This window comes from Achromobacter sp. FW305-C-13, from assembly GCF_058783475.1.
Window position 1 is genome coordinate 24,670 of sequence record NZ_JBYSYN010000003.1, and the last position, 24,481, is coordinate 49,150.

The 24,481-nt window shown below is 65.6% G+C and carries 21 protein-coding genes; 14 read left to right on the plus strand and 7 right to left on the minus strand.

Annotated features, from left to right (window positions below; translation table 11 throughout):
* The first annotated feature begins 27 nt into the window (after window positions 1-27).
* Window positions 28-1,212 (plus strand): cell division protein FtsZ, encoded by a 1,185-nt coding sequence (gene ftsZ, locus AC3WMU_RS19085; protein WP_035213763.1) that lies wholly within the window; start codon window positions 28-30, stop codon window positions 1,210-1,212.
* A gap of 239 nt (window positions 1,213-1,451) precedes the next feature.
* Window positions 1,452-2,375, plus strand: coding sequence for a UDP-3-O-acyl-N-acetylglucosamine deacetylase (lpxC, locus tag AC3WMU_RS19090; RefSeq protein ID WP_006226269.1), 924 nt, complete (start codon window positions 1,452-1,454; stop codon window positions 2,373-2,375).
* A 196-nt stretch (window positions 2,376-2,571) separates the two neighbouring features.
* Here lpxC and AC3WMU_RS19095 read toward each other — a convergent pair whose 3' ends face one another.
* Complete coding sequence (locus tag AC3WMU_RS19095; RefSeq protein ID WP_006226270.1) at window positions 2,572-2,979, minus strand: DciA family protein; 408 nt, start codon at window positions 2,977-2,979, stop codon at window positions 2,572-2,574.
* A gap of 127 nt (window positions 2,980-3,106) precedes the next feature.
* Between AC3WMU_RS19095 and AC3WMU_RS19100 the strand changes: the two genes are divergently transcribed.
* The 9 genes from AC3WMU_RS19100 (at window position 3,107) to AC3WMU_RS19140 (ending at window position 13,673) form a co-directional block, all read left to right on the plus strand.
* The gene (locus tag AC3WMU_RS19100) at window positions 3,107-4,093 is read left to right on the plus strand and encodes a M23 family metallopeptidase (RefSeq protein WP_006226271.1); all 987 of its coding nucleotides are present in this window, start codon (window positions 3,107-3,109) and stop codon (window positions 4,091-4,093) included.
* A gap of 176 nt (window positions 4,094-4,269) precedes the next feature.
* A complete protein-coding gene (gene secA, locus AC3WMU_RS19105) occupies window positions 4,270-7,005 on the plus strand; it encodes a preprotein translocase subunit SecA (protein WP_006226272.1) in 2,736 nt (911 codons plus the stop codon).
* A gap of 17 nt (window positions 7,006-7,022) precedes the next feature.
* Window positions 7,023-7,742 (plus strand): VOC family protein, encoded by a 720-nt coding sequence (locus AC3WMU_RS19110; RefSeq protein ID WP_006226273.1) that lies wholly within the window; start codon window positions 7,023-7,025, stop codon window positions 7,740-7,742.
* Window positions 7,743-7,932: 190 nt separating this feature from the next.
* On the plus strand, window positions 7,933-8,688 hold the full coding sequence (locus AC3WMU_RS19115; RefSeq protein ID WP_006226274.1) for a GntR family transcriptional regulator: 756 nt from the start codon (window positions 7,933-7,935) through the stop codon (window positions 8,686-8,688).
* The gene (locus AC3WMU_RS19120; RefSeq protein ID WP_492282826.1) at window positions 8,685-9,671 is read left to right on the plus strand and encodes a tripartite tricarboxylate transporter substrate binding protein; all 987 of its coding nucleotides are present in this window, start codon (window positions 8,685-8,687) and stop codon (window positions 9,669-9,671) included. Before AC3WMU_RS19115 ends, AC3WMU_RS19120 begins: the two co-directional genes overlap by 4 nt.
* A 59-nt stretch (window positions 9,672-9,730) precedes the next feature.
* Entirely contained in the window at window positions 9,731-11,425 is a 1,695-nt protein-coding gene (locus tag AC3WMU_RS19125) for a thiamine pyrophosphate-binding protein (RefSeq protein WP_006226276.1), read from the plus strand.
* Between the two features lie 153 nt (window positions 11,426-11,578).
* The gene (locus AC3WMU_RS19130) at window positions 11,579-12,358 is read left to right on the plus strand and encodes an SDR family oxidoreductase (RefSeq protein ID WP_006226277.1); all 780 of its coding nucleotides are present in this window, start codon (window positions 11,579-11,581) and stop codon (window positions 12,356-12,358) included.
* A gap of 84 nt (window positions 12,359-12,442) precedes the next feature.
* Entirely contained in the window at window positions 12,443-12,901 is a 459-nt protein-coding gene (locus AC3WMU_RS19135) for an Lrp/AsnC family transcriptional regulator (RefSeq protein ID WP_006226278.1), read from the plus strand.
* A 160-nt stretch (window positions 12,902-13,061) separates the two neighbouring features.
* On the plus strand, window positions 13,062-13,673 hold the full coding sequence (locus AC3WMU_RS19140; RefSeq protein ID WP_006226279.1) for a gamma-glutamylcyclotransferase: 612 nt from the start codon (window positions 13,062-13,064) through the stop codon (window positions 13,671-13,673).
* Window positions 13,674-13,689: 16 nt separating this feature from the next.
* Here the strand turns inward: AC3WMU_RS19140 and pagP are convergent, their stop codons facing one another.
* The 4 genes from pagP to AC3WMU_RS19160 all read right to left on the minus strand — a co-directional run bounded on the left by pagP (window position 13,690) and on the right by AC3WMU_RS19160 (window position 17,495).
* Complete coding sequence (gene pagP, locus AC3WMU_RS19145) at window positions 13,690-14,244, minus strand: lipid IV(A) palmitoyltransferase PagP (RefSeq protein ID WP_006226280.1); 555 nt, start codon at window positions 14,242-14,244, stop codon at window positions 13,690-13,692.
* Window positions 14,245-14,398: 154 nt separating this feature from the next.
* A complete protein-coding gene (mgtE, locus tag AC3WMU_RS19150) occupies window positions 14,399-15,871 on the minus strand; it encodes a magnesium transporter (RefSeq protein ID WP_006226281.1) in 1,473 nt (490 codons plus the stop codon).
* 10 nt (window positions 15,872-15,881) lie between these two features.
* Window positions 15,882-16,292, minus strand: a complete 411-nt coding sequence (locus tag AC3WMU_RS19155) for an acyl-CoA thioesterase (protein ID WP_006226282.1) — start codon at window positions 16,290-16,292, stop codon at window positions 15,882-15,884.
* 105 nt (window positions 16,293-16,397) lie between these two features.
* A complete protein-coding gene (locus AC3WMU_RS19160) occupies window positions 16,398-17,495 on the minus strand; it encodes a YeiH family protein (protein WP_006226283.1) in 1,098 nt (365 codons plus the stop codon).
* Window positions 17,496-17,610: 115 nt separating this feature from the next.
* On the opposite strand from AC3WMU_RS19160, the gene AC3WMU_RS19165 reads away from it, so the two are divergent.
* Window positions 17,611-18,504, plus strand: a complete 894-nt coding sequence (locus AC3WMU_RS19165) for a LysR family transcriptional regulator (protein ID WP_088587632.1) — start codon at window positions 17,611-17,613, stop codon at window positions 18,502-18,504.
* A gap of 2 nt (window positions 18,505-18,506) precedes the next feature.
* On the opposite strand, the gene AC3WMU_RS19170 is transcribed toward AC3WMU_RS19165, so the two are convergent.
* Window positions 18,507-19,703, minus strand: coding sequence for a M20 aminoacylase family protein (locus AC3WMU_RS19170; protein WP_006226285.1), 1,197 nt, complete (start codon window positions 19,701-19,703; stop codon window positions 18,507-18,509).
* A gap of 76 nt (window positions 19,704-19,779) precedes the next feature.
* On the opposite strand from AC3WMU_RS19170, the gene AC3WMU_RS19175 reads away from it, so the two are divergent.
* Window positions 19,780-21,483 carry an AMP-binding protein gene (locus AC3WMU_RS19175; RefSeq protein ID WP_492282827.1) on the plus strand — a complete coding sequence of 568 codons (1,704 nt, stop codon included), beginning with the start codon at window positions 19,780-19,782 and terminating at the stop codon, window positions 21,481-21,483.
* 9 nt (window positions 21,484-21,492) lie between these two features.
* Here AC3WMU_RS19175 and AC3WMU_RS19180 read toward each other — a convergent pair whose 3' ends face one another.
* Entirely contained in the window at window positions 21,493-22,368 is an 876-nt protein-coding gene (locus tag AC3WMU_RS19180) for an inositol monophosphatase family protein (RefSeq protein ID WP_492282828.1), read from the minus strand.
* Window positions 22,369-22,512: 144 nt separating this feature from the next.
* Between AC3WMU_RS19180 and mnmC the strand changes: the two genes are divergently transcribed.
* Window positions 22,513-24,381 carry a bifunctional tRNA (5-methylaminomethyl-2-thiouridine)(34)-methyltransferase MnmC2/FAD-dependent 5-carboxymethylaminomethyl-2-thiouridine(34) oxidoreductase MnmC1 gene (mnmC, locus tag AC3WMU_RS19185; RefSeq protein ID WP_492282829.1) on the plus strand — a complete coding sequence of 623 codons (1,869 nt, stop codon included), beginning with the start codon at window positions 22,513-22,515 and terminating at the stop codon, window positions 24,379-24,381.
* Window positions 24,382-24,481 lie beyond the last annotated feature (100 nt).

The window sequence follows — 24,481 nt, forward strand, 5'->3', positions numbered from 1 at the left end:
CAAAATCGGACTTGTGAGGGAGTCATCATGATGAACTTTGAGATGCTTGAGAACAACACCAAAGGGACCGTAATCAAGGTCGTTGGTGTGGGTGGTGCGGGCGGCAATGCCGTCGCGCACATGATTCGCAACGGCGTGCATGGCGTGGATTTCATCTGCGCAAACACCGATGCGCAAGCGCTGGCGGCAACCAATGCCCCGGTGCAGATTCGTCTGGGCCGTACCGGCCTGGGTGCGGGCGCCAAGCCCGAGCAGGGACGTGCGTCGGCTGAAACCGCGCGCGAGGAGATCCGTGCCGCGCTGAATGGCGCGCACATGGTCTTCATCACCGCCGGCATGGGCGGTGGCACCGGCACCGGCGCAGGTCCGGTCGTGGCCGAGGTGGCGAAGGAACTGGGCATTCTGACCGTAGGCGTGGTCACCAAGCCCTTCACCTTTGAAGGCAACAAGCGCCTGAAGATGGCCGAGGACGGTATCTCGGAATTGGCCAAGCACGTGCATTCGCTCATCGTGGTGCTCAACGAGAACCTCTATGAACTGATGGACGAGGACGCGACGCAGGAAGACTGCTTCCGTTCGGCCGACGATATCCTGCACAACGCGTGCGCGGGCATCGCCGAAATCATCAACGTCGAAGGCAACGTCAACGTCGACTTTGAAGACGTCAAGACGATCATGGGTGAGCAAGGCCAGGCCATGATGGGCACGGCATCGGCATCGGGCGCTGACCGCGCTCGCGTCGCCGCCGAGCACGCCATCGCTTGCCCGCTGCTGGAAGGTGTGGACCTGAACGGCGCTCGCGGCGTGCTGGTCAACATCACCGCCAGCCGCTCGCTGAAGATGCGCGAAACGCGCGAAATCATGGAAACGATCCGCAGCTACGCTTCGGACGACGCGACCGTGATCTTCGGCACCGCCTACGACGAAACGATGGGTGAAAACCTGCGCGTGACCGTGGTTGCAACCGGCCTGGGCCGTGCGCAAGCGCGTCCGCAACTGGTTCAGAACACCGCTGAAGTGCTCCGCACCGGTACCGACAACATGCCCATGGGCACGATGCCGGCCGGCCAAGGTGGCGATTACCGCAATCTGGACATGCCGTCGGTCATGCGCAATCCGCGCAGCCAGGCGTCTGCCCAGGTCCGCGCGCTGGAAAGCTCGGGCATGGATCACTTCGACATCCCGGCGTTCCTGCGCAAGCAGGCGGATTGAACCAAAGAGCCGGCCACAGGCTCTAAACGCACTCCCTCATCTCCGGCTTGCCTGTCCCCGCGGGCAAGCCGGAGGCGGAGCGGTCCGTGTTTCCCTTGCACGGTTCTAATAAGGGACGGAGGTATCGGTCGATCCCGCGCGCTGATGGCGTCAAGGGTCGGACAGCGTTACAATACGTCAGTTACGCCGGCAATCTGTCCTCTTCGTGCCGGCTTTCTGGCTCTAACACCCCAAGTCTCATGTTCCGACAACGCAGCATTCAGAATCTAGTCCGCACGACAGGCGTCGGCGTCCACTCCGGGCGGCGGGTAGAACTCACCCTGCGTCCGGCGCAACCCAATACTGGCATTGTCTTTCACCGCGTGGACCTGCCGCAGGTCGTTGACCTGCCCGCGCAAGCCACTGGCGTGGGCGATACGCGCATGGCGTCCGTCCTGCAACAGGGCAATGTCCGCGTCTCCACGGTGGAACACCTCATGTCGGCGCTGGCCGGCCTGGGAATCGACAACCTGCATATCGACCTCACTGCCGAAGAAGTCCCCATCATGGACGGCAGTGCGGCAACGTTTGTTTATCTGTTGCGCTCGGCGGGCATCGTCGAGCAGAACGCGCCCAAGCAGTTCATCCGCGTCAAAAAGACGGTGGAAGTGCGCGAAGGCGAAGGCCGCAACGAGAAGTGGGCCCGGCTGGAGCCCCATGAAGGCTACGCGCTGGCCTTCTCGATCGACTTCCGCCACCCCGCCATCGACTCCACGGCCAATTTCGCCGAGATCGATTTTGCGACGCACTCGTATGTGCGCGAGATCGCCCGTGCGCGCACCTTCGGTTTTGTGAACGAAGTGGAAGCCCTGCGCTCGATGGGCCTGGCGCGCGGCGGCAGCCTGGACAACGCCATCGTCATGGACGAATACCGCGTGCTGAACAGCGACGGACTGCGTTACGACGACGAATTCGTGAAGCACAAGATCCTGGACGCCATCGGCGACCTGTATCTGTTGGGCAAGCCCCTGGTGGCGCGCTATGTGGCGTGCAAATCGGGCCACGGCCTGAACAACCAGTTGGCTCGTGCGTTGCTGGCCCAGCAAGATGCCTGGGAACTGGTCACCTATGAATCGCAGGCAGAGGCGCCGCAGGCGTTTCGCCACGAGTGGAAGCTGGCCTGACGCCAGGCTTCCCATCTGGACCTGAATGCCGGGGCCTGTCCCCGGATCCCTTCAGGTTCCTGCTTAAGGATGGCGCGGGTTGCCATCCTCCGGAGCAAAAGTCGCCATCCGGTCGCAAACCATCGGGCTAGCCGCTCGAAAACTTGGTTTCGCTTCGTTTCCGGGCGCCTCTGGCGCCGGACAGGGCCGGATTGATTCAGCTACGCTTGTGATGCCTTAAAAGCTTGGCGACCGCGTCAGCCAACGGGCCGGGCCGCAGGCTGTCGTGCAGCGACTCGAACGCGCCCAGGGCCTTGTCCCCAAGCGGTTGCGCCTCTTTGGGAGGGCGCGGCTGGCGGGCACCGGGCTTCGGTAACCCCGCTTGTACCTTGACGGCAATTTCGTTAAGGTTCCAGCCTTGGTCTGCCAAGGTACGCGCGATGCGCGGCGCCAATTGACGCATCTTGGCGGCATGGGCAGCACTAGGCACCACCAGGTGCAGGCACTGGTTTTCCAGTTTGCCCACCTGGCAGACAGCACCCAGCGGGGTGGGCAGAACCGCCGCCACCGCATACTGAATTTGCAAGTGCTTGCGGGCAGTCGCCAGTACCCCGGCGCCCCGCATGTCATGACCCAGCCATCCCAGTGCGGTATTTTCTTTCCGCCGGCTGGAACCGGAACGTTGACGGGTTGAAGCAGGTCTATTCATCCCGGCTTTAAAGAATTAGGAAGCAACCTTGAAAATCGTGATTATGCACGCCCGCGACGGGCGGGACGGGCATTTCACCCTGGGAGGCGCGCGGTTGGCGTTGTTTCTCGGGGCCGCGCTCGTCACGGCAGCCATCTTCGGCGCCGCACTACAACGATACCTTACTCCGATACTGCCCACCGTCCAGACCGTGGGCTGGCCATTGGGCGGGCAGCCGGGGCGCGACACCGATTTCCTGCGTGGAAACATGAACTTGCTGGCCGCCAAGGTGGGCGCGCTGCAGGCCAAGCTGGTCAGCATCGACGGATTGGGCCAGCGCGTGGCCAAGGTGGCAGGCGTGGCCTACACCGATCCGGAACTGGCCAAGCAGTTGGCCGTGGCGCAGCCCGAAGCGCTGACCCAGCCGGAAGCCACCCAGGTCATGGACGACCTGTTCACCGATCATCCGCCGCCCAGCGCGGCCTCGGCCGAAGCGCTGGGCCGCCAACTGGATGAAATCCAGGCGCGGCTGGCGCAGCAGTCGGACAACCTGAAACTGCTGGATGCGGCGTTGACCAAGCGCTCGGCGGACCAGGCGCGCATGCCGACCGCCATGCCGATCACCGATTACCCCTATCTGAGTTCTTCGTACGGCTGGCGCCGCAACCCGGTGACAGGCCGCACGGCCATGCACGAAGGGCTGGATTTCGCCGCGCCGTCGGGCACGCCTATCCTGGCGGCCTCGGGCGGGGTGGTGCTGGAAGCCAAGTTTCAACCGGGTTTCGGCAATATGGTCGAGATCGATCACGGTGATGGCCTGATCACGCGTTACGCCCATGCTTCGTCCTTGATGGTCAAGCAGGGGCAATTGGTTGACCGCGGCCAGCAAGTGGCGCGCGTAGGCAGCTCGGGCCGATCGACCGGCCCCCATCTGCACTTTGAAGTCCGCCTTGCCGGACAGCCCCTGGACCCCAGATTGTTCCTGGGATCGCAGCAGCATGCCCCGCCTGCCGTGGCGCAGGCGACGGCGACTGAACCTGCGGCGCGCTGACCGGTCCAACAGGACAATGACAGCACCCTGGTCATAGATCCAGGCTATTACGCTCCAGGTGCGTTAAACTGGTTCGTTTCCCAGCGGACCCCCGCTCAACCAATAACATCAAAGTCACGGGTGACGCTGCCCTGGCCCTTTGCAGGCGCGGCGTGGCACGTGCGGCCGACATACGCATGGTTTCTCTGCTCAAAAAACTCATAGGTAGCCGCAACGACCGGCTGCTTAAGCAGTATCGCAAGCTGGTAACCCAGATCAATGGGCAGGAGCCCAAGATTTCCGCGCTTTCCGATGCGGAGCTGGCGGCCAAGACTGACGAATTCCGATCCCGATACGCCCAGGGCACCACGCTGGACGACCTGCTGCCCGAAGCGTTCGCCGTTGTGCGCGAAGCCGGCAAGCGGGTGTTCGGCATGCGCCACTTCGACTCCCAGCTGTTGGGCGGCATCGCGCTGCACAGCGGCAAGATCGCCGAAATGCGCACGGGGGAAGGCAAGACGCTGATGGCCACGTTGCCCGTCTACCTGAACGCGGTCGCCGGCAAGGGCGTGCACGTGGTGACGGTGAACGATTACCTGGCCCGCCGCGACGCTGAATGGATGGGGCGCCTGTACCACTTCCTGGGCATGACCACGGGTGTGGTGGTGCCGCAGCAGCCCAACGACGAGAAGAAGGCCGCCTACGCCGCCGACATCACGTACGGCACCAATAACGAATTCGGCTTCGACTACCTGCGCGACAACATGGAATACCGTGTTGAGGACCGCCGCCAACGCGTGCTGTTCTACGCCATCGTCGACGAAGTGGACTCGATCCTGATCGACGAAGCCCGCACGCCGCTGATCATCTCGGGCCAGGCTGAAGACCATACCGAGCTCTACATCCGCATGAATGCGGTGCCGCCGCTGCTCAAGCGCATGGCCAGCGAGCCCAAGCCGCAGGAGCCGGAACCCGAAGGCGACTACTGGGTCGACGAAAAGAGCCAGCAGGTCTACCTGTCCGAAGCCGGGCACGAAAACGCCGAAGCCATCCTGGCCCGCCTGGGCATCCTGCCGGAAGGCGAGTCGCTGTACGACCCCCGCCATATCGCGCTGATGCACCACCTGATGGTGGCTCTGCGCGCCAACAACCTGTTCTTCCGCGACCAGCAGTACGTCGTGCAGGACGGCGAGGTGGTGATCGTCGACGAATTCACGGGCCGCCTGATGGTGGGCCGCCGCTGGTCCGATGGTCTGCACCAGGCCGTCGAGGCCAAGGAAGGCGTGAAGATCCAGCACGAGAACCAGACGCTGGCGTCCATCACGTTCCAGAACTACTTCCGCATGTACGAAAAGCTGTCCGGCATGACCGGTACGGCCGATACGGAAGCGTACGAATTCCAGGAAATCTACGGGCTTGAAACGGTCATCATCCCGACCAACAAGCCCATGATCCGCAAGGACCAGAACGATCAGGTCTTCAAGACCGATCCGGAAAAGTACAACGCGATCCTTGAAGACATCCGTGATTGCCACGAGCGCGGCCAGCCCGTGCTGGTGGGCACCACCAGCATCGAAAACTCCGAGCTGCTGTCGGGCCTCCTGAAGAAGGCCAAGCTGCCGCACGAAGTGCTGAACGCCAAGCAGCACGCCCGCGAAGCCGAGATCGTTGCCGAAGCCGGCAAGCCGGGCCACATCACCATCGCCACCAACATGGCGGGCCGCGGCACCGACATCGTGCTGGGCGGCAGCGTCGACAAGCAGGTCGACCTGATCCGCGCCGACGAATCGCTGTCGGAAGCCGAAAAGGCCGCGCGCATCGAAAAGGTGCGTGCCGAGTGGAAGCCGCTGAACGAGCAGGTCAAGGCCGCCGGCGGCCTGCGCATCATCGGTACCGAGCGCCACGAATCGCGCCGTATCGACAACCAGCTGCGTGGCCGTGCCGGCCGCCAGGGCGATCCGGGCTCGTCCCGTTTCTACCTGTCGCTGGAAGATTCGCTGATGCGCATTTTCGCGGGCGACCGCGTGCGCGCCATCATGGAACGCCTGAAGCTGCCGGAAGGCGAGCCCATCGAGGCGGGCATGGTGACGCGTTCGATCGAAACCGCGCAGCGCAAGGTGGAAGGCCGCAACTTCGACATCCGCAAGCAATTGCTGGAATACGACGACGTGGCCAACGACCAGCGCAAGGTGCTGTATTCGCAGCGCAATGACGTGCTGGAAGCCGCCAGCGTGGGCGCCACCGTGCAGAACCTGCGTGACGCCGCCGTGACCGATCTGTTCAACACGTACGTGCCGCCGGAATCGGTGGAAGAGCAGTGGGACGTGCCGGCGCTGCAGAAGGCGCTGGAAGCCGACTGGCAGCTGCATCTGCCGCTGACCGAGATGCTGGAGAAAGAAACCAGCCTGACCGACGAAGACCTGCGCGAGCGCGTGCTGGCGGCTGCCCGCGACGCCTACCAGGCCAAGGTCGATCAGGTGGGGACGGAATCGTGGTCGCAGTTCGAGCGTTCGATCATGCTGCAAGCGATCGACACGCACTGGCGCGAACACCTGTCGGCGCTGGATTACCTGCGTCAGGGCATCCATCTGCGCGGTTATGCGCAGAAGAATCCCAAGCAGGAATACAAGCGCGAAGCCTTCGAACTGTTCTCGGGCATGCTGGACCGCATCCGCGACGACGTCGTCCGCGTGCTGATGACGGTGCGCGTGCAGTCGTCGGAACAGGTCGAACAGGCCGAAGCCGAAGCCGCCCAGCCGCATGTGCAGAACGTGCAATACCATCACTCGGACTACGACGAAGCCCTGGCCCAGTCGGAATCGGACGATGGCGCACAGCCGGTACGCAACGCGTTGCCGAAGGTCGGCCGCAACGACCCGTGCCCGTGCGGCAGCGGCAAGAAGTACAAGCAGTGCCACGGCAAGCTCGTCTGATCCAGGGATAACACGCCATGCTGCATTCCGTCGGCCGTACCGAATTCGACCATGCCGTCGTCATGGTGCGCGACCGGCTGGATGCGCTGGCGCCGCACTTCGAGCGTCAGGGCTTTCACCTGAGCGACAAGGCGGTACATAACCTGGGGTCGTGCAATCGGCTGATCGTGCTGGAAAGCACGTATGTCGAACTGCTGGGCTGGCCGGCGGGGGCGCCGCCCGTGCGCCGTGAAATCGCCGATTCGCCGTTCGGGCTGGAAGCGCTGGTGTTCCGCACCTATGACGCCGAGGCCACCTACGAGCGGCTGAAGGCGGCGGGTTTTGCCGTGAATCCCGTGCAGGAGCTGACCCGTCCCGCGATGCTGGACGGCCAGGAAGTGCAGGCGCGTTTCCACACCGTGCGCTTTGCCGAGCAGCCCTTGCCCGGCATCCGCATGTATTTCTGCCGCCATCTGACGCCCGAGTGCGTCTGGTCGCCTGAATTGATGGCGCACCCCAACGGCGCGCGCAGCCTGCTGCGTATCGACGCCCGTGCCGCGGATGCGCGGGCGGTGGCCGAACGGCTGGCGCTGGTGGCGGACGTCAACGCCGAAGCCGCTACCGGCGGCTGGGATGTGCCGTTGGCCAATCTGCGCATCCATGTGCAGCAGGATGCCGCGGCCGCCACCCCCACGCTGACTACGCTGACGCTGGAAAACCGCGACGGTGCGCACTACACGCTGGATACCGGCCTGTAATTCCTTCGTTTCGCCAGCGTTCGTACGGGCCCCTCGGGCCCGTTTTCATTTCCGGTTCTGCTTGACGTTCGCAGCGTTGGCGGCGGGCGTTCGCCTGCCCGCGTCCGGGCAAACCCGGGTTGTCGGTCAAAGTGTATGCACTTTAGTATGCACTTCATTCCCCTGGAAATCTTCCCGTTTTCGACCCGGTATGCCGCAAACCCCTTCCGCCATCCGACCCGCCGCCCGCACCTCCGCTGGCCAGGCCGAGCTCTATGGCGCCGTCAAGGCGATGGCGGTGCGCTTTGATTTCAAGCCGGGCGAACGCATCAACGAAGTCGAGCTGGCGCGGCGCCTGAATGTCAGTCGCACGCCGCTGCGCGAGGTGCTGAACCAGTTGATGGTCGAGGGCTTTCTGACTCGCTCGGTCAACCGGGGCTTCATCGCCCGCTTGCTGGACGCCAAGCAGATCCACAGCCTGTACGAATACCGCGCGGTACTGGAGGCCGGCATCGTGCGCGCCGCCTGCGAGCGCGCCAGCGACGAAGAACTGGCCGGGTTGCGGCAATTCGTCGAGCGTTCCCGGGACGTGCCGGAAGACAGCGACGCGACGCGCCTGCTGGAGCTGGATGAAGCCTTCCACCTGCAACTGGCCCGCCTGTCGCGCAACGAAGAATTCGTGCGCGCGCTGGAAAGCGTCAATGCCCGCATCCATTTCGTGCGCTGGATCGACATGCAGCAGGGCCGGCGCAGCCATACCCAGGGCGAGCACCTGCGCATCGTGCAGGCGCTGGAGCAACGCGACATGGACGCCTTGCCGGGCTTGATGAACACGCATATCGGACGCCGGCTGGATCAGATCACGGACGTGATACGCACGGGCTTTTCAACGATTTACATGCGGGACCAGGCCGAACCCGCCACGGCAGCGCCGGCCAACACCATGACAGCAGGGGAAAAAAAATGACTCACACGATGAAGCGGGTACTCGCGGCGCTATGCGCGACAGCCGCGGCCGGGGGCGCCATGATCGCCGCGCCGGCCGCAGCCGAAGAACGGCCACTGATCCTGGTGGTGCCGTATCCGCCGGGCGGCAGCACGGACATCCTGGCGCGCATCCTGCAGCCGCGCCTGTCGCAGCAATTGGGCGGGCGCGCGGTAGTGGTGGAAAATCGCCCGGGCGCGGCCAGCCAGATCGCGACGGCCTTTGTGGCCCGCGCCGAACCGGATGGCAATACGCTGCTGGTCAGCTTCGACAACCACGGCATCAATCCTGCCGTGAAGTCCAAGCTGCCGTACGACACGTTCAAGGATTTCGTGGCGATTTCGCAGACCGTGCGCTTTCCGCTGGTGATCGGCGCGAACCCAGGCGTGCCGGGGGATAACCTGAAAGCCTTCCTGGCGGCCGCCGCCAAAGAGTCCCCGAACAAATTCAACTATGCGTCGACAGGCGTCGGTTCGCTGAACCACCTGGCACCCGAAGAACTCAAGCGGCTGTCGAAAGTGGAGCTGCTGCACGTACCGTATGGCGGCGGTGGGCCGGCCATCCAGGCGGTGGTGGGCGGGCAGGCCAACATGACGTGGCTGAGCTTCGCGGCGCTGCGCGGCCAGATCCAGGCCGGCAAGATCAAGCCGCTGGCCGTGGCGGGCGAAAAGCGCCTGCCGGAACTGCCGAATGTACCGACGGTGGCCGAGTCCGGGTTCCCGGGTTTCGTCGCCTATTCGTGGAGCGGCATGTTCGCGCCGAAGGGCACGCCCGAGGCCACGGTGAAGAAGCTGACCGCGGACTTCAAGGCGGTGCTGGCCGACCCGGAAATCAAGAAGAAGGTCACGGAAGCGGGCTTCGAGATCGTGGCATCCGACGGCCCTGCGCTGGATACCTACGTAAAGTCGGAATACGACCGCTGGAGCGCGTTCATCAAGAGCAGCAACATTAATCTGGATAACTGAGTGGCGGACCGCCGGGCGGTGTGCCGCCCGGTTCCGTCCACGAAACACGTGGAGATGACATGGAAAACCTGACCGGCGCCGAAGCCATGGTGCGGATGCTGCAGCACAACGGCGTCAAACATATTTTTGGCCTGTGCGGCGACACCAGCTTGCCGTTCTACGATGCGCTGTACCGTCTGGACCACGGCATGCAGCACATCCTGACGCGCGATGAGCGCAGCGCTGGCTACATGGCCGACGCCTATGCCCGCGTGACCGGCAAGGTCGGCGTTTGCGAAGGCCCCAGCGGCGGCGGCGCGACCTATCTGCTGCCGGGTCTTGTCGAAGCCAACGAGTCGTCGATTCCCGTTCTGGGCATCACCTCCGACGTGGCGGTGGGCTCGCGCGGCAAATATCCGCTGACCGAACTGGACCAGGAAGCGCTGTACCGTCCGCTGACGAAATGGAACCGCACGATCGATCGGGCCGACCAGATTCCCGGCATGGTGCGCGCGGCATTCCGCGCCATGACTACCGGCAAGCCCGGCGCGGCGCACCTGTGCTTTCCATATGACGTGATGAAGCAGCAAGTGGACGCGTCCGATGTCTGGGCGCAGCCCGAGCACGGCCAGTTCCCGTCGATGCGCTTCGCGCCGGACCCCGCGGACGTGGCACGCGCCGCGCAGCGCCTGGTCGGCGCCCGCGCCCCAGTGATCATCTGCGGCGGCGGCGTGGTCATCGCCGGCGCCAGCGGTGCCTTGCAGACGCTGGCCGAAACACTGAAGGCCGCGGTTTGCGTGACGGTCAGCGGGCAGGGCAGCCTGGCCGACACGCATCCGTTGAACGCCGGCGTGGTGGGCTCCAATGGCGGCGTGATGGCCACGCGTGATGTGGTGGCCGCGGCCGACGTGGTGCTGTTCGTGGGCTGCCGCGCCGGGTCGACGTCGACCGAGCACTGGCGCTTCCCGAACCGCGACGTGCCCATCCTGCACATCGATATCGATCCCATGGTGATCGGCGCCAACTACCTGACCGAAGTCGGCCTGGTGGGCGACGCCAAGCTGGCGCTGGAAGCGCTGGGCACCGAGGTGCAGGCCCGCCTGGCGCACCGGAATTCCGACGCCGTGGACGGCGCGGTGCTGGCCGGCCGTGCCAAGGCCGCCCGCCTGGCGCAGCTGGAACCGTTGGCCAACAGCCTGGATGCACCGATTCGCCCCGAGCGCGTCGTGCAGTCGCTGAACCGCCTGCTGCCGGACGACGCGGTCGTGTGCGCGGACCCCGGCACGCCTTGCCCGTACTTCTCGGCCTACTACGACGTGTCGCGCCCCGGCCGGCATTTCATTACCAACCGCGCGCACGGCGCATTGGGCTTTTCGATGTCGGCGGCGCTCGGCGCGTGGGTCGGCCGCCCGCAATCGAAGTGCGTGTCGGTGATGGGCGACGGCAGCTTCGGCTTCACGGTGGGTGAACTGGAAACCATCGTGCGGCACAAGGCGCCGCTGCTGATGATCGTGTTTTCGAATTCGGTCTACGGCTGGATCAAGGCCAGCCAGAAGGCGGGCTACGACCAGCGCTACTACAGCGTGGACTTCAACCGCACCGACCATGCCCGCATCGCCGAAGCCTACGGCGTGAAGGCCTGGCGCGTGGAGGATCCGTCCAAGCTGGATGCCGCGATCAAAGCCGCCATGGAGCATGACGGCCCGGCGTTGATCGATGTGGTCGCGCAGCCCTTGCAGGACGCGGCGGCACCCGTCAGCCAGTGGATGGGGTGATCCCGGCTGGGGGCGCTTCTGCCGCGCAGTAAGAGGGGTTGAGCGGCAGCGCCGCAAAAAATTCCATTCCGAAGCGCGGCGGGCGCTCCTATACTGGTGCGCTTCGGCGCAGCGGCCCAGGTCGGTGGCGCGACACGCAACGGGAGCGACAGCATGGATCTGGGCATCAGCGGCAAAACGGCATTGGTCTTTGGCGGCAGCCGCGGCATGGGCCGGGCTTGCGCGCTGCAATTGGCGCGCGAAGGGGTGGCGGTGACCATCGCGGCCCGCAATCCGCAGACGCTGGAGCAGGCCGCCGCCGAGATCTCCCGCGAAACCGGCAACGGCGTGGGCTGGGTGTCGGCCGACCTGACCCAGCCGCACGGCCGGGACGCGGCGATCGCCGCCTGCCCGCACCCCGACATCCTCATCAACAACGCCGACGGCCCCTTGCCCGGTGACTTCCGGGACTGGACGCGCGAGGACTGGATCGCATCGCTGGACGCCATGATGTTGGGTCCGATCGACATGATCCGGCGCGTGGTCGACGGCATGATCGAGCGGCGCTTCGGCCGCATCGTGAACATCGTGTCGCGCAGCGTGAAGGCCCCGCATGCCGAACTGGGCTTGTCCAACGGTGCCCGGTCGGGCCTGATCGGCTTTGTGGGCGGCCTGGCGCGCCAGACCGTGCGGCACAACGTCACCATCAACAACCTGCTGCCGGGCGCCTTCGCCACCGACGCGCAGGTCAGGCATATCCAGGGCATGCTGGAGCAGTCCGGCAAGACGTTCGACCAGCTCTGGGAAGAGCGCGGGCGGGCGAATCCGGCCGGCCGTTACGGGCAGCCGGAAGAGGTCGGGGCGCTGTGCGCCTATCTGTGTTCCGCGCATTCCGGCTATATGACGGCGCAAAGCATCCTGATCGACGGCGGCGGCTACCCGGGCACCTACTAGGCGGGTTGGCGGCAGCGTGCTGCGCGTGGCTGGACGCGGGCAGCCGTAACAGGCAAGATTGGCACCCACCGCGCTGAGGAAACCATGGACCAGACCGACATCAAGATACTGGCGTTGCTGCAGAAGGACGCCACCTGTTCGGTCGCCGAAATCGCCGAGCAGGTGAACCTGTCGGTCACGCCGTGCTGGCGCCGTATCCAGAAGCTGAAGGATGACGGCGTTATCGCCCGCAACGCCATCCTGCTGGACCCCCGCGCCCTGGGCCTGAACCTGACGGTCTTCGTGTCGATCAAGACCAGCCAGCACAACGAGAAATGGACCCAGAGCCTGATCAACGCCGTCATGGCGCTGCCTAATGTGGTGGAGTTCCACCGCATGGCGGGCGACATCGATTACCTGCTGAAAGTCGTGGTCGAGGACATGGCCGCCTATGACCGCTTCTACCGCCGGCTGATCGGCGCGGTCGACCTGCTGGACGTCAGCGCCAGCTTCTCGATGGAAATCATCAAAAGCACCACGGAATTGCCCCTGGACGCGGTCTAGCGGCGGGCGCGCAATTTTTTTCCGCGCACGCGGGTCGTGGCGGATGCAAATTTCTTTCGGCGTGTTGCGAAGGCCCCATCTCGCAATTCTTTTGCGCGGCCGTCGGCGTAGGATATCGCTCATTCCTGCTAGGGAATGAATCGGGATATCAGAGGACCCTATGTCGTTGGCAGTACCCGCCGGCTGTGCCGGTCTGGCAAAAACGCGGCAAGCGCTGTCGGTGGACGATCTGCTGGCCGGATGGAACGGCGTGGACGATCTGTGGGTGTTCGCCTATGGATCCCTGATCTGGCATCCCGGTTTCGCGTGGCGCGAACGCCGCCTGGCGACTGTGCGCGGTTATCACCGGTCGCTGTGCCTGTGGTCACACGACCACCGCGGGTCGCCGGACAACCCCGGCCTGGTGTTCGGGCTGAATCGCGGCGGATGCTGCCGCGGCGTGGCCTACCAGATCGCGGCCAGCGATGTGCCCACGGTGTTCCAGGCCCTGTGGCGCCGCGAGATGGTGACCGGCGCCTATACCCCGCGCTGGCTGACCTGCCATACCGACGCCGCTCCCGTGCCGGGCCTGGTCTTCCTGCTGAACCGCGCCTGCGACGAGTATGCGGCCGATCTCAGCGATGACCGCCTGCTGGCCTCCGTGCGCAATGCCGTGGGGCAATCCGGCCCTTGCCTGGACTACGTGGTGGAAACCGAGCGCGCGCTGCGCGCCCACGGCATCGATGATTGGCGGTTGGGGGACCTGGTCCGGAAATTGGGCCAGGCCTTCTAGGCAGCGGCCGCGCGCGTCAGAAGTGCCAGCGGCCGAAGACGAACAACACGTTGCCCGCGCCAGATGCGCCGGGAATGTAGGTCGCATACAGCATGGCGTCCTTGTAGCCGGCGCCCACCAGCGGCAGGATCCCCGGGAACGGCACGTAGCTCATAATGTCGTGGCGCGCGGTCAGGAAGACGGTGTAGCCTGCGCCCAGGCGGAAGTTCTCGCTGACCTGCCCGATCTTCAGGAAGCCGTAGCCCGCGATGGGTTCGACCTTGCTGTGCGAATCCAGGAACGCCATGGCGTACAGGCCCTGCCAATCCCCGTCTTCATCGTAGATGCTGCGGCCGTAGCCGCCGCCCCAGGCCAGTTCGTTGAAGCTGTTGATCTTTTCGCGGCTGTACATCGCGCGGTTGTGCCACGCGTAGCCGCTTACATAGAGGTCGTTGCCGCCCTCGGTCCAGATCTGGTCCAGGCGGTTGCAGGCCGACTGCGCCCAGGAGGGCAGGTTTTCACAGGCTTGCGCCGTGGCGGCGAAAGTCGAGAGCAGCACGAAAAAGAGGGCTGCCCGGAGTTTGGCGGTCATTGCGGGTACTAAGGGAAAAGATGACAGTTCCATGACTTTACATGGAGCTGCGGTGTTTTCCCTGTCACTTCGCTGTCACGAGGCGACGTGCCGGTCTGCCCGGGCACACAAGCGGGGCAGGCAAACCAGGCAGCGCCTGACTGTTGCAGTGAGGCTACAGCAGGAAGAAGGTGGCCAGGCCCAGGAAGATAAAGAAGCCCAGCGAGTCGGTGGCGAAGGTGAGCAGCACCGACGACCCCATCGCGGGGTCCTTGCCAAAGCGGGCACGCACCATCGGCACCAGCACGCCGACCGAGGCGCCGACCAGCATGTTGCAGACCATCGCGGCCATCATGACCACGGCGATCGAAAGCGAATGCGAGATCACCCAGGCGAAGAGAGCGGCCACCAGGCTGCCGCACAGCCCGACCAGCAGGGTCACGAACAGCTCGCGCTTGACCAGTTGCCACAGGTTGCGCCCGGTGATCCGGCCCATGGCCAGCGCCCGGATGATGAGCGTCATGGTCTGGTTGCCCGAATTGCCGCCGATGCCGGCCACGATGGACATCAGGAACGCCAGGATGACGATCTGGCTGACGGTGCCTTCGAACTGGGAGGCCACGAATGAGGCAGTGGCCGCGGTACAGAGGTTGAGCAGCAGCCAGGGCGCGCGGTTGCGCAAGGCGGTGCTGACGGGCGCGAAGATGTCTTCTTCTTGCAGACCGGCGCGCGACAGCGCCTGTTCCTGCGAGTCTTCGCGCATCACGTCCACGACGTCGGCGATGGTGACGCGGCCGATCAGGCGGCCCTGGTCGTCCATCACGGGGGCGGACACGAGGTCGTAGCGTTCGAATGCGCCGGCGGCGTCGGCGTCGGAATCCAGCGGGTTCAGCGCCAGGAAATCCGAATTCATGACAGCGCGCACTTCGGTTTCGGGCTCGCTGACCAACAGGCGCGACAAGGGCAGGATGCCCTGCAGCTTGTCCTGGCGGTCCACCACGAAGATCTGGTCGGTGTGGTCGGGCAGCTCGTGCAGGCGGCGCAGGTAGCGCAGCACCACTTCCAGCGTGACGTCCTCGCGCACCCGGACCATTTCGAAGTCCATGATCGCGCCCACGCTGTCTTCCGGATAGCCCATGGCTTCCAGCAACTGCGCGCGTTCTTCTTCGGTCAGGCCCTTCTGCACTTCGGCCACCACGTCGGGCGGCAGGTCGGGCGCCAGGTCGGCCAGCTCGTCGGCGTCCATGTTGCCGGTGGCGGCGACCAGGTCCTGGCGGTCCATCGCTTCGATCAGCGATTCCCGCACCCAGTCTTCGACTTCCAGCAGCACGTCCGCGTCATGCTCGGGGCTGACCAGCTTCCAGATGGCCTGGCGTTCGTCCTTGGGCAGCGATTCCAGGATGAAGGCGATGTCTGCCGGGTGCAGGCCGTCCAGCAGCGTCTTGAGTTCAGCCTCGTGCTGGCGGTGCACCAGGTCTTCGACCAGCGTGGCCTTGGCGTCGCCTTCTTCCTGGCGATGCACCAGGTCGGCAACCAATTGCTGGCGGCGCAGGCGTTCCTGCACTTCGGCCAGGGCGGTCTGGGCGTCTTCCGGGTCGAGGCGGCGGGGCGTCGCGGGCGGTTTCTGCGCGGCGGCGGACTGCGTCATGCGTTACGGCTCAAAGAGTGGGGAGGGGGCGGCTGCGCCGCGCTTCGTCGGTGGCGACGTAGGTGAGCGTGGCCTCGGTGACCTTGACGACTTCGGCGTCCAGGCGCTGGCGTTCGGCATAGACCTCGACCGACACCGTGACCGACGTCGTGCCGGTCTTGGCGATGGATGCGTAGAAGCTGAGGAGGTCGCCCACGAACACGGGCTCTTTGAACTGGAAGGCATTGACCGCGACGGTGGCCACGCGGCCGGCGGCGCGGCGCGCGGCGGGGATCGACCCGGCGATGTCGACCTGAGCCATGATCCAGCCGCCGAAGACGTCCCCGTGGATATTCGCGTCAGCGGGCATCGGCATGACGCGCAATACCGGGTCGCGATTGGCAGGCAGAGTCGTAAACGGGGTTTTGGTGCTGGAGGTCATGCGGCCGACTCCAAAGCAAGGGAACCAGCCGATTATGCAGGAAAAACGAGACCGCGGCGTGTGCGGCAAGGGCCGCCGCGGCGCTTTGCCGCAGCGGCCCGTCGATCAGGTCGCCAACTTCACGATACCGTAGCCGCCAACCAACAGCCAGGCGTACAGGATCAGGCCCAGCGCCATCACGCGGGGGCCGGCTTTCTTGATCTGGGCGAAGCGGGTTTCGATGCCGAGCGCCGTCATGGCCATGGTCAGGGCGAAGACGTCCAGGCGGCGGACGGCGGCGATGGCATCGGGGGGGATGATGTTTAGCGAGTTGATGATGGCCAGCACCAGGAAGCCGACCGCGAACCAGGGAATCGGCAGCTTGGCGCCCTTGGCCTGGCCGCCGGCCTGGCTGGCGGCGCTGCGCAGGTACATGCCCAGGACCAGCAGCACTGGCACCAGGAGCGCCACGCGGGTCATCTTGACGATGGTGGCGACTTCGGTGGTGGCGGGGTCGATATTGCTGGCGGCGCCGACGACCTGCGCCACTTCATGGATGGTGCCGCCGATGTAGATGCCAAGCGCCTGGGTGTCGAAATCAAGCCAGCCAGCGTGGTACAGGATGGGGTATAGGAACATGGACAGGGTGCCGAACAGCACCACGGTGGCGACCGCGACGGCGCTCTTGTGCGGGGCGGCCCGCAGCGTGGGTTCGAAGGCCAGCACGGCGGCAGCGCCGCAGATTGCGCTGCCGGCGGCCGTCAACATGGCTGTGTCGCGGTCCAGGCCCAGCATGCGCTGGCCCACGACGGTGCCGATCAGCAAGGTGCCCAGCACGACGGCGACCGAGACGGCCAGCCCCGGCAGGCCCACCGCCGCGATTTGCTGGATGCTGATGTTCAAGCCATAGAAAGCCACGGCGATGCGCAAGAGGCGGCGCGCGGTGAAGTTCACGCCCACGCCCCAATCGGCCGGCATCGTGCCGCGCAGGAAGTTGCCGTACAGCATGCCGCAGACGATGCCTACGACCAGCGGGGAAAAGCCCAGTTGGCGGATGGCGGGCAGGTCGGCCAGCTGCATCACCGCACCCGCCATCAAGCCAACGAACAGCACCCCGTTTAGCTTGTCCCGCCACGGCGTGGTGGTGGGTGCGGCGGCCGGGGCGGCTGCGGTCGCGCCGGCTGCGGCCGGAAGGGGGGCGGTGGTGCTGGAAGAGGTGCTCATGACTGGCCCTTTGGGCATATCTAAATAACTTCACGAAATATTAGATCTCGCTCTACTATTTGAAAAATCTTTATTTTGAATATGTAATATCAGAAATTCTGATAGTTAGGCCGCCATGACTCCGGATCAATTGCTGACCTTCGCTTGTGTAGCCGATACCGGCAACATCAGCCGCGCCGCCCAGGTGCTGCATTTGTCCCAACCCGCCGTCTCCGGCCAGCTGCGCATGCTGCAGGAATGGTTCGGCGAACCGCTGTACCGCCGCAGCGGCCACGGCATCGCGCTGACGGAAGCCGGCGAACGCCTGGCCGAGCAGGCCCGGCAGCTGCGCCAGGTGTATCGCCAGGCGCAGGCCGTGCGCGAAACGTGGCGCGGGCTGGAAACCGGCGCGCTGCGCCTGGGCGCCAGCACCACCCCCGCCAGCTATCTATTGCCGCGTCTGGTGGCGGATTTCCGCCATGCTTTTCCCGCGGTCAGCCTGCACCTGTCCGACGGCAACACGCGGGAAATCGTCGAACGCTTGCCCGCGCTGGACCTGGCTTTCATTGAAGGCGATGTGCCCACTGGCTTGCCGGCGGATACTGCGGTGCATGCCTGGCGGCAGGACGAAGTCGTGGCGATCGTGCGGGCTGATCACGCGCTGGCGGGCAAGGGCGCGGTGACGTTGCGCGATCTGGCCGCGTCGCCGCTTGTGATGCGTGAGCCCGGCTCGGGCGTACGGCGGCTGGTCGAGCGCGCGTTCGCGGATGCGGGGCTGGCGCCGTCGGTGGGGTTGGAACTGGCCGGCGTCGAAGGCGTGAAGCAGGCGGTGCGCGCGGGGCTGGGGGTGGGGTTCGTGTCCGTCATGTCGATGCGGCATGAGGACGGGGCATTGGCGGCATTGCGCCTGTTGCCCAAGCCGCTGACCCGCACGCTCAGCATCCTGGTGCCGCATGCGGACGCCGCCGCCCGCGCCACCGGCCGCTTTTTGGCGATGTGCCTGGCGGTCGGGGCGGCGGACGGCGGGTAGGGTCAGGCCTTGGCCAGGCGCTTCAGGGCCAGCTGAACCCAGTACGTGCCGCCCAGGGGCAGCAGTTCATCGTTGAAGTCATAGCTGCCGTTGTGCAGCATGCAGGGGCCCAGGCCGTGGCCGCTGTCGCGGTGGTCGCCCGTGCCGTTGCCGATCCAGACGTAGCAACCCGGCAGTTCCTGCAGCATGAAGGCGAAGTCTTCCGCACCCATCGTGGGTTGCACGTGGTCGTTGACGTTGGCCTCGCCGACGATGTCGCGCAGCACGTCGGCACAGAACGCGGCTTCTTCGGCGTGGTTGATCGTGGGCGGGTAGTTGCGCTGGAACGTGAATTCCACCTCGCAGTCCATGGCCGCGCAGGTGTGGCGCGTGATCTCTTCCATACGGCGTTCGATCAGGTCCAGCACGTCCAGCGTGAAGGTGCGCACCGTGCCGCGCAATTCGGCGTGGTTCGGCACGACGTTGTCGGCGCTGCCGGCATGGATCTGCGTGATGCTGAGCACCGCCGCGTCCAACGGGTTGCGGTTGCGCGTGATGATGGTCTGCAGCGACTGCGCCAGTTGCACCGCGGCCATGACGGGATCGATGCCCAGGTTGGGCATGCCGGCGTGCGTGCCCTTGCCCTTGACCACGATCGAGAATTCGTTGCTGGAGGCCATGATCGGGCCGGGCGTCAGGCCGAACTGGCCGGGCTTCATGCCGGGCCAGTTGTGCATGCCGAACACCGCTTCCATCGGGAAACGCTTGAACAAGCCGTCGTCGATCATGCGCTTGGCGCCGCCGCCGCCTTCTTCGGCGGGCTGGAAGATCACGTACACGATGCCCGCGTAATCGCGGTGCTGCGACAGGTATTGCGCCGCGGCCAGCAGCATGGCGGTATGGCCGTCATGGCCGCACGCGTGCATCTTGCCTTCGTTCTTGCTGGCGTGCGCAAAGGTGTTGACCTCTTGCATGGGCAGCGCATCCATGTCGGCGCGCAGGCCCACGGCGCGGTCGCCGGGCTGGTTGCCGCGGATGATGCCGACGACGCCCGTGCCACCCAGGCCGCGGTCGACTTCGATGCCCCATTCTTCGAGCTTGGCGGCCACCACGTCGGCGGTGCGGAATTCTTCGAAGGCCAATTCAGGATGCGCGTGGATGTCGCGGCGGATCTTGGAGATATCGTGATGCCAGGCGACGATAGGTTCGAGCAGTTTCATGGGGGAAGTCAGGCGGAATAAGAGAACGCAACAAGGTTATCATCAATCAAAAATCTATTTAATGGAGACAACTACCATGACGCGTCCGTGGCTTGCCCATTACCCGCAGGGGGTTCCGGCGGAGATCTCCACTGAGGGTTATTCCTCACTGGCCGACCTGCTGGACCGGGCCTGCAAGCAATACGCTTCGCGCATCGCCTGCACGGCGATGGGCAGCGACATCACCTATGCGCAACTGGACCGGCATGCGCGCGCGTTCTCGGGATGGCTGCAAAGCCTGGGGCTGCCCAAGGGCGCCCGCGTTGCGCTGATGATGCCGAACGTGCCGGCGTATCTGGTCGGCATGCTGGGCACGCTGCGCGCCGGGCTCGTCGTGGTGAACGTCAACCCGCTCTACACGGCCGACGAACTTGAGCGCCAGCTGCAGGACAGCGGCGCGTCCGTCATCCTGATCCTGGAAAACTTTGCGCACACGCTGCAGGCCGTGAAGAACCGCGGGCAGCTCAAGCATGTGGTCGTGACCGGGCCGGGCGACCTGCTGGGCGGCCTGAAGGCGCCGATCGTCAACTTCGCCGCGCGCCATATCAAGAAGATCGTGCCGGCCTGGCGGATCGACGGCGCGCGCATGCTGCCCAAGGTGCTGGACGATGGCGCGGGCCTGCCGTTCACGCCGCCCGTGTTGACGATGGATGACGTGGCGGTGCTGCAATACACCGGTGGCACCACCGGCGTGCCCAAGGGCGCCATGCTGTCGCATCGCAACCTGACGGCCAACGTGCTGCAGACGGAAGCCGTGGCGCAGCCCGTCGTGCATGACCTGGCGAACAGCCAGCTGACCATCATCAGCGCGCTGCCCCTCTATCACGTGTTCGCCATGACGGTGTGCGGCCTGTATGGCCTGCACGCGGGCATGCGCAACGTGCTCATCATCAATCCGCGCGATCAGCCGTCGCTGATCAATGCGTGGCGCAAGGTCCCGGTGAATCTGTTCCCCGGCGTCAATACGCTGTTCAACGCGTTGGCGCACAATCCGGATTTCGCGAAGCTGGATTTCTCGGCGTTGCGCTTGACGCTGGGCGGCGGCATGGCCGTGCAGCAATCGGTGGCCGAACGCTGGCTGAAGATCACCGGCAGGCCGCTGATCGAAGGTTATGGCTTGTCCGAGACCTCGCCGGTGGCGACGGTGAACCCGACCAACGCCACGGCCTATTCGGGTTCCATCGGCTTGCCGCTGCCTTCCACCGACGTGGCCATCCTCGACGACGCCGGCCACGAAGTGCCGCTGGGCGAACGCGGGGAAGTGGGCATTCGCGGGCCGCAAGTCATGCTGGGATATTGGCAGAAGCCCGAGGAAACGCGGCAGTCCATGACGGCCGACGGATTCTTCCGCACGGGTGATATCGGCATCATGGACGAGCAGGGCTACACGCGCATCGTGGACCGCAAGAAGGACATGATCGCGGTGTCCGGCTTCAAGGTCTATCCGAACGAGGTCGAGGCCGTGGTGGCGCAACTGCCGGGCGTGCTGGAATGCGCGGCGATCGGCGTGCCGGACGAGCACTCGGGCGAAGCGGTGAAGGTGTTCGTGGTTAAGAGCGATCCGTCGTTGACCGAGGCCCAGGTGCAGGACTGGTGCCGCGAAAAGCTGACAGGCTACAAGCGCCCGCGCTTCGTGGAATTCCGCGATGAACTGCCCAAGAGCAATGTGGGCAAGATCCTGCGCCGCGAGCTGCGGCCCGATGCGCCGGCTGCCGCACCCGCGGGCAAAGCGACGGCCTGAAGCCCGGTTTCAGCCGGGCTTGGCGAGGTGGGGCGCGATCATGTCATGCAGGGCGCGTTCGATGGCGGGGTTGCCCGCCACGACGCGTCCGCCGATCGGCCAGGGGTCCAGCTTGTGCATGTCCGTGCACGTGCCGCCCGCTTCGCGCAGGATCAGCGTGCCGGCGGCCACGTCCCAGGGTGCGAGGCCCATTTCCCAATAACCGTCGTAACGGCCGCAAGCCGTCCATGCCAGGTCCAGCGCCGCTGCGCCCATGCGGCGCACGCCGCGCGCACGCTTGATGGCGTCGTCCAGCATGGGCATGTATTGCCCGGCGAATGAGAAGTCACGGAACGGGAAGCCCGTGGCCAGCACGGAGTCTTCGATCGTCTGCGTGCGTGAACACTTGATGCGGCGGCCGTTGAGCCAGGCGCCGATGCCGTACACCGCGGTGAACAGCTCTTCGCGGTTGGGGTCGTACACCACGCCGATCACGGGCGTGTCTTCCGCCAGGGTGTCGGTCGCCGATATCGCGGTGCCCGCGTGGGCGATCAGCGCGATCGACACGGCGTAGTGCGGGATGTCATGCAGGAAATTGGTGGTGCCGTCGAGCGGATCGATGTACCACGTGGCGATGCCCTTGGGCTTGCCGCCGGTCTCTTCGGCCACGATGCCGAACTTGGGCGTGCGGGTCTGAAGCTCCTGGATGATGACGGCCTCTGCCTCGCGGTCCGCCTGGGAGACGAGATCATTGCGCGCCTTGCGGTCGATCACGAGATCGGCGCGGTGATGCGCGTAGGATTGCAGGATGGCCGCGCCGCCATGAGCCGCAGTGACGGCCGCGTCGATCGCGGCGCACAGGTCTATGGGCGAAGCCTGCGAACGGGGCTGATCATAGGTATCCATGTAAACCAGTGTAAGCCCATGTATGCGTCAAATCTGAGGCAAAGGCCTGAAACACGGGCGCCGGCGTGGTGTCCATCCAACGCCGGCGCGCCAGACGCTCGATAATTCGCCTTTGTCTCAACCTTGATTGTTTCCCGGGATCCCATGTCTGCGCCTTATGTTCCCTTGACGCCCGCAGTGGTCGATATCGACGCTGACGGCAAGCTGTATAGCCCCGTGTATGGCGATGTCTATCATTCGCCTTCCGGTGCGCTCGGGCAGGCGGAGCACGTGTTTCTGCGCGGCAACGGGCTGCCCGGCCGCTGGCAGGGCCGCAGGGGGTTCACCGTCTGCGAGACGGGTTTCGGCCTGGGGCTGAATTTCCTGGCGCTGTGGAAGGCGTGGCGCGATGACCCGCAACGGTCCGCCACGCTGCACGTGATCTCGATGGAAGCCCATCCGTTCACGCAAGAAGACCTGTCCGCCTTGTTAGCGCGCTACACACCGGAGCCGTTTGCGGTGCTGGCGCAGCGTCTGGCCGCGCAGTGGCCCGTGCTGCTGCCGGGGCTGCATCGCCTGGAATTCGAGAACGGCGCCGTGACGCTGACGCTTTGTTTTGGGCGGGCGCAGGTGCTGGCGCCACGCTTGGGCGCACGGGTCGATGCCTTTTTCCTGGACGGGTTTGCCCCTGACCGCAATCCGGATATCTGGTCCGAGCCCCTGTTGCGCACGTTGGCCGATCTTGCGGCGCCGGGGGCGACGGTGGCGACCTGGGCCTGCACCGGCGCGCTGCGGCAAGCCTTGCAGGAAGCCGGTTTCGATGTGCGGCGCGAGCCGGGCTACGGCGGCAAATGGCACATGACGGTGGGCGAGGTCCGCGAGCAAGGCCGCGCGGCGGCGGCCCCCGGCGTGGACGCCGGCCATGCCGTGGTGGTGGGTGCGGGGCTGGCGGGCGCGGGAATCGCGCAAGCGCTGGCAGGCCGCGGTTGGCGCGTCACGGTGCTGGATGCGGGCCGGGCGCTGGGGGCGCCCGCGCATGCGGGCCATCTGGCTGCGGCGCTGACGCCGGTGGTGGCGCGTGACGACAATGCGCGGGCGCGGCTGTCGCGCGCGGGCAGCCAGCGCGCCCTGGCCCGTTGGCAAGGGTTGGCCGGCGATGCGGCGCCGCGCGTGTGCGGCACCGTGCAGGTCGAGCGCGATGCGGGCAAGTCGGCTGCGCTGGCCGGCACCCTGGAAACCCTGGCGTTTCCGTCGGATTGGGTGCGTCAAGTGGATCGCGACGAGGCCAGCGCCCTGGCCGGCCTGCCGCTGGCCCGCGGCGGGGTGCTCTTTGCCCAGGGCATGTTGGTGCAGCCAAACCGGCTGATCGACGCGCTGCTGGCCACCCCGGGCGTGACGCTGCTTCCCGGTCAGGCGGCGCGTGTGGAGCCTAGCGGGCAGGGCTGGCGCGTGCTGGATGGGCAAGGCGCCGAATTGGTGCAGGCCCAAACGGTCATCCTGGCCAATGCGGCTGGCGTGCGCGGCGTACTGGCCGACAGCGGCCTGCTGGATCCCCTGCCGCGCGTGGCGCAGATGCATGCATTGACGGGCGAGGTAACGCTGGTGCCTGCCGAGGCGCTGTCGGGCGGCCCCCGTTGCATCGTCGGCGGGGAAGGGTATTTGCTGCCGGATGTGGGCGCAGGCTGCGTGGTGGGTAGCACGTACGTCCATGATGCGGCCGAGGCGCGGATCAGCGCAGACGGCCAGCGGGTCACGCTGGCCAAGGCGGCAGGGCTACTAAGCGGTCACTTCCCCGAGTTCGACGCCCTGGTTCCGGGCAGCCTGCCCGGTTGGGCCGGCTGGCGCGCCGTGTTGCCGGGACGCTTGCCGGCAGTGGGGGAATTGCCGCATGCTCGGGGCTTGTGGTTGGCGGTGGGCTATGCCTCGCGGGGGCTGTCCTGGTCGGCATTGATGGGCGACTTGATCGCTGCTCGCCTGGCGGGCGAGCCGTCGCCGCTGGAAACCGATCTGGCCCAACTTATTTCTCCACGGTGAAAAAAAGTCAGGCCGGTGACGGGCCTCGCGGTCAGGTGGCGTAGAATTGCAGTAATTGCCAGGATTTGGCGCCAAATAGGCCGCATTGGGCTCGAAATTG

Coding starts and splice junctions, on each gene's coding strand:
- mgtE (WP_006226281.1), bottom strand. CDS start 15,871: ATGACGCAGTCCGCCGCCGCGCAGAAACCGCCCGCGACGCCCCGCCGC.
- AC3WMU_RS19125 (WP_006226276.1), top strand. CDS start 9,731: ATGGAAAACCTGACCGGCGCCGAAGCCATGGTGCGGATGCTGCAGCAC.
- AC3WMU_RS19130 (WP_006226277.1), top strand. CDS start 11,579: ATGGATCTGGGCATCAGCGGCAAAACGGCATTGGTCTTTGGCGGCAGC.
- AC3WMU_RS19155 (WP_006226282.1), bottom strand. CDS start 16,292: ATGACCTCCAGCACCAAAACCCCGTTTACGACTCTGCCTGCCAATCGC.
- AC3WMU_RS19180 (WP_492282828.1), bottom strand. CDS start 22,368: ATGGATACCTATGATCAGCCCCGTTCGCAGGCTTCGCCCATAGACCTG.
- lpxC (WP_006226269.1), top strand. CDS start 1,452: ATGTTCCGACAACGCAGCATTCAGAATCTAGTCCGCACGACAGGCGTC.
- secA (WP_006226272.1), top strand. CDS start 4,270: ATGGTTTCTCTGCTCAAAAAACTCATAGGTAGCCGCAACGACCGGCTG.
- AC3WMU_RS19175 (WP_492282827.1), top strand. CDS start 19,780: ATGACGCGTCCGTGGCTTGCCCATTACCCGCAGGGGGTTCCGGCGGAG.
- AC3WMU_RS19170 (WP_006226285.1), bottom strand. CDS start 19,703: ATGAAACTGCTCGAACCTATCGTCGCCTGGCATCACGATATCTCCAAG.
- AC3WMU_RS19140 (WP_006226279.1), top strand. CDS start 13,062: ATGTCGTTGGCAGTACCCGCCGGCTGTGCCGGTCTGGCAAAAACGCGG.
- AC3WMU_RS19120 (WP_492282826.1), top strand. CDS start 8,685: ATGACTCACACGATGAAGCGGGTACTCGCGGCGCTATGCGCGACAGCC.
- AC3WMU_RS19160 (WP_006226283.1), bottom strand. CDS start 17,495: ATGAGCACCTCTTCCAGCACCACCGCCCCCCTTCCGGCCGCAGCCGGC.
- AC3WMU_RS19095 (WP_006226270.1), bottom strand. CDS start 2,979: ATGCGGGGCGCCGGGGTACTGGCGACTGCCCGCAAGCACTTGCAAATT.
- AC3WMU_RS19115 (WP_006226274.1), top strand. CDS start 7,933: ATGCCGCAAACCCCTTCCGCCATCCGACCCGCCGCCCGCACCTCCGCT.
- AC3WMU_RS19165 (WP_088587632.1), top strand. CDS start 17,611: ATGACTCCGGATCAATTGCTGACCTTCGCTTGTGTAGCCGATACCGGC.
- AC3WMU_RS19110 (WP_006226273.1), top strand. CDS start 7,023: ATGCTGCATTCCGTCGGCCGTACCGAATTCGACCATGCCGTCGTCATG.
- ftsZ (WP_035213763.1), top strand. CDS start 28: ATGATGAACTTTGAGATGCTTGAGAACAACACCAAAGGGACCGTAATC.
- AC3WMU_RS19100 (WP_006226271.1), top strand. CDS start 3,107: ATGCACGCCCGCGACGGGCGGGACGGGCATTTCACCCTGGGAGGCGCG.
- pagP (WP_006226280.1), bottom strand. CDS start 14,244: ATGACCGCCAAACTCCGGGCAGCCCTCTTTTTCGTGCTGCTCTCGACT.
- AC3WMU_RS19135 (WP_006226278.1), top strand. CDS start 12,443: ATGGACCAGACCGACATCAAGATACTGGCGTTGCTGCAGAAGGACGCC.
- mnmC (WP_492282829.1), top strand. CDS start 22,513: ATGTCTGCGCCTTATGTTCCCTTGACGCCCGCAGTGGTCGATATCGAC.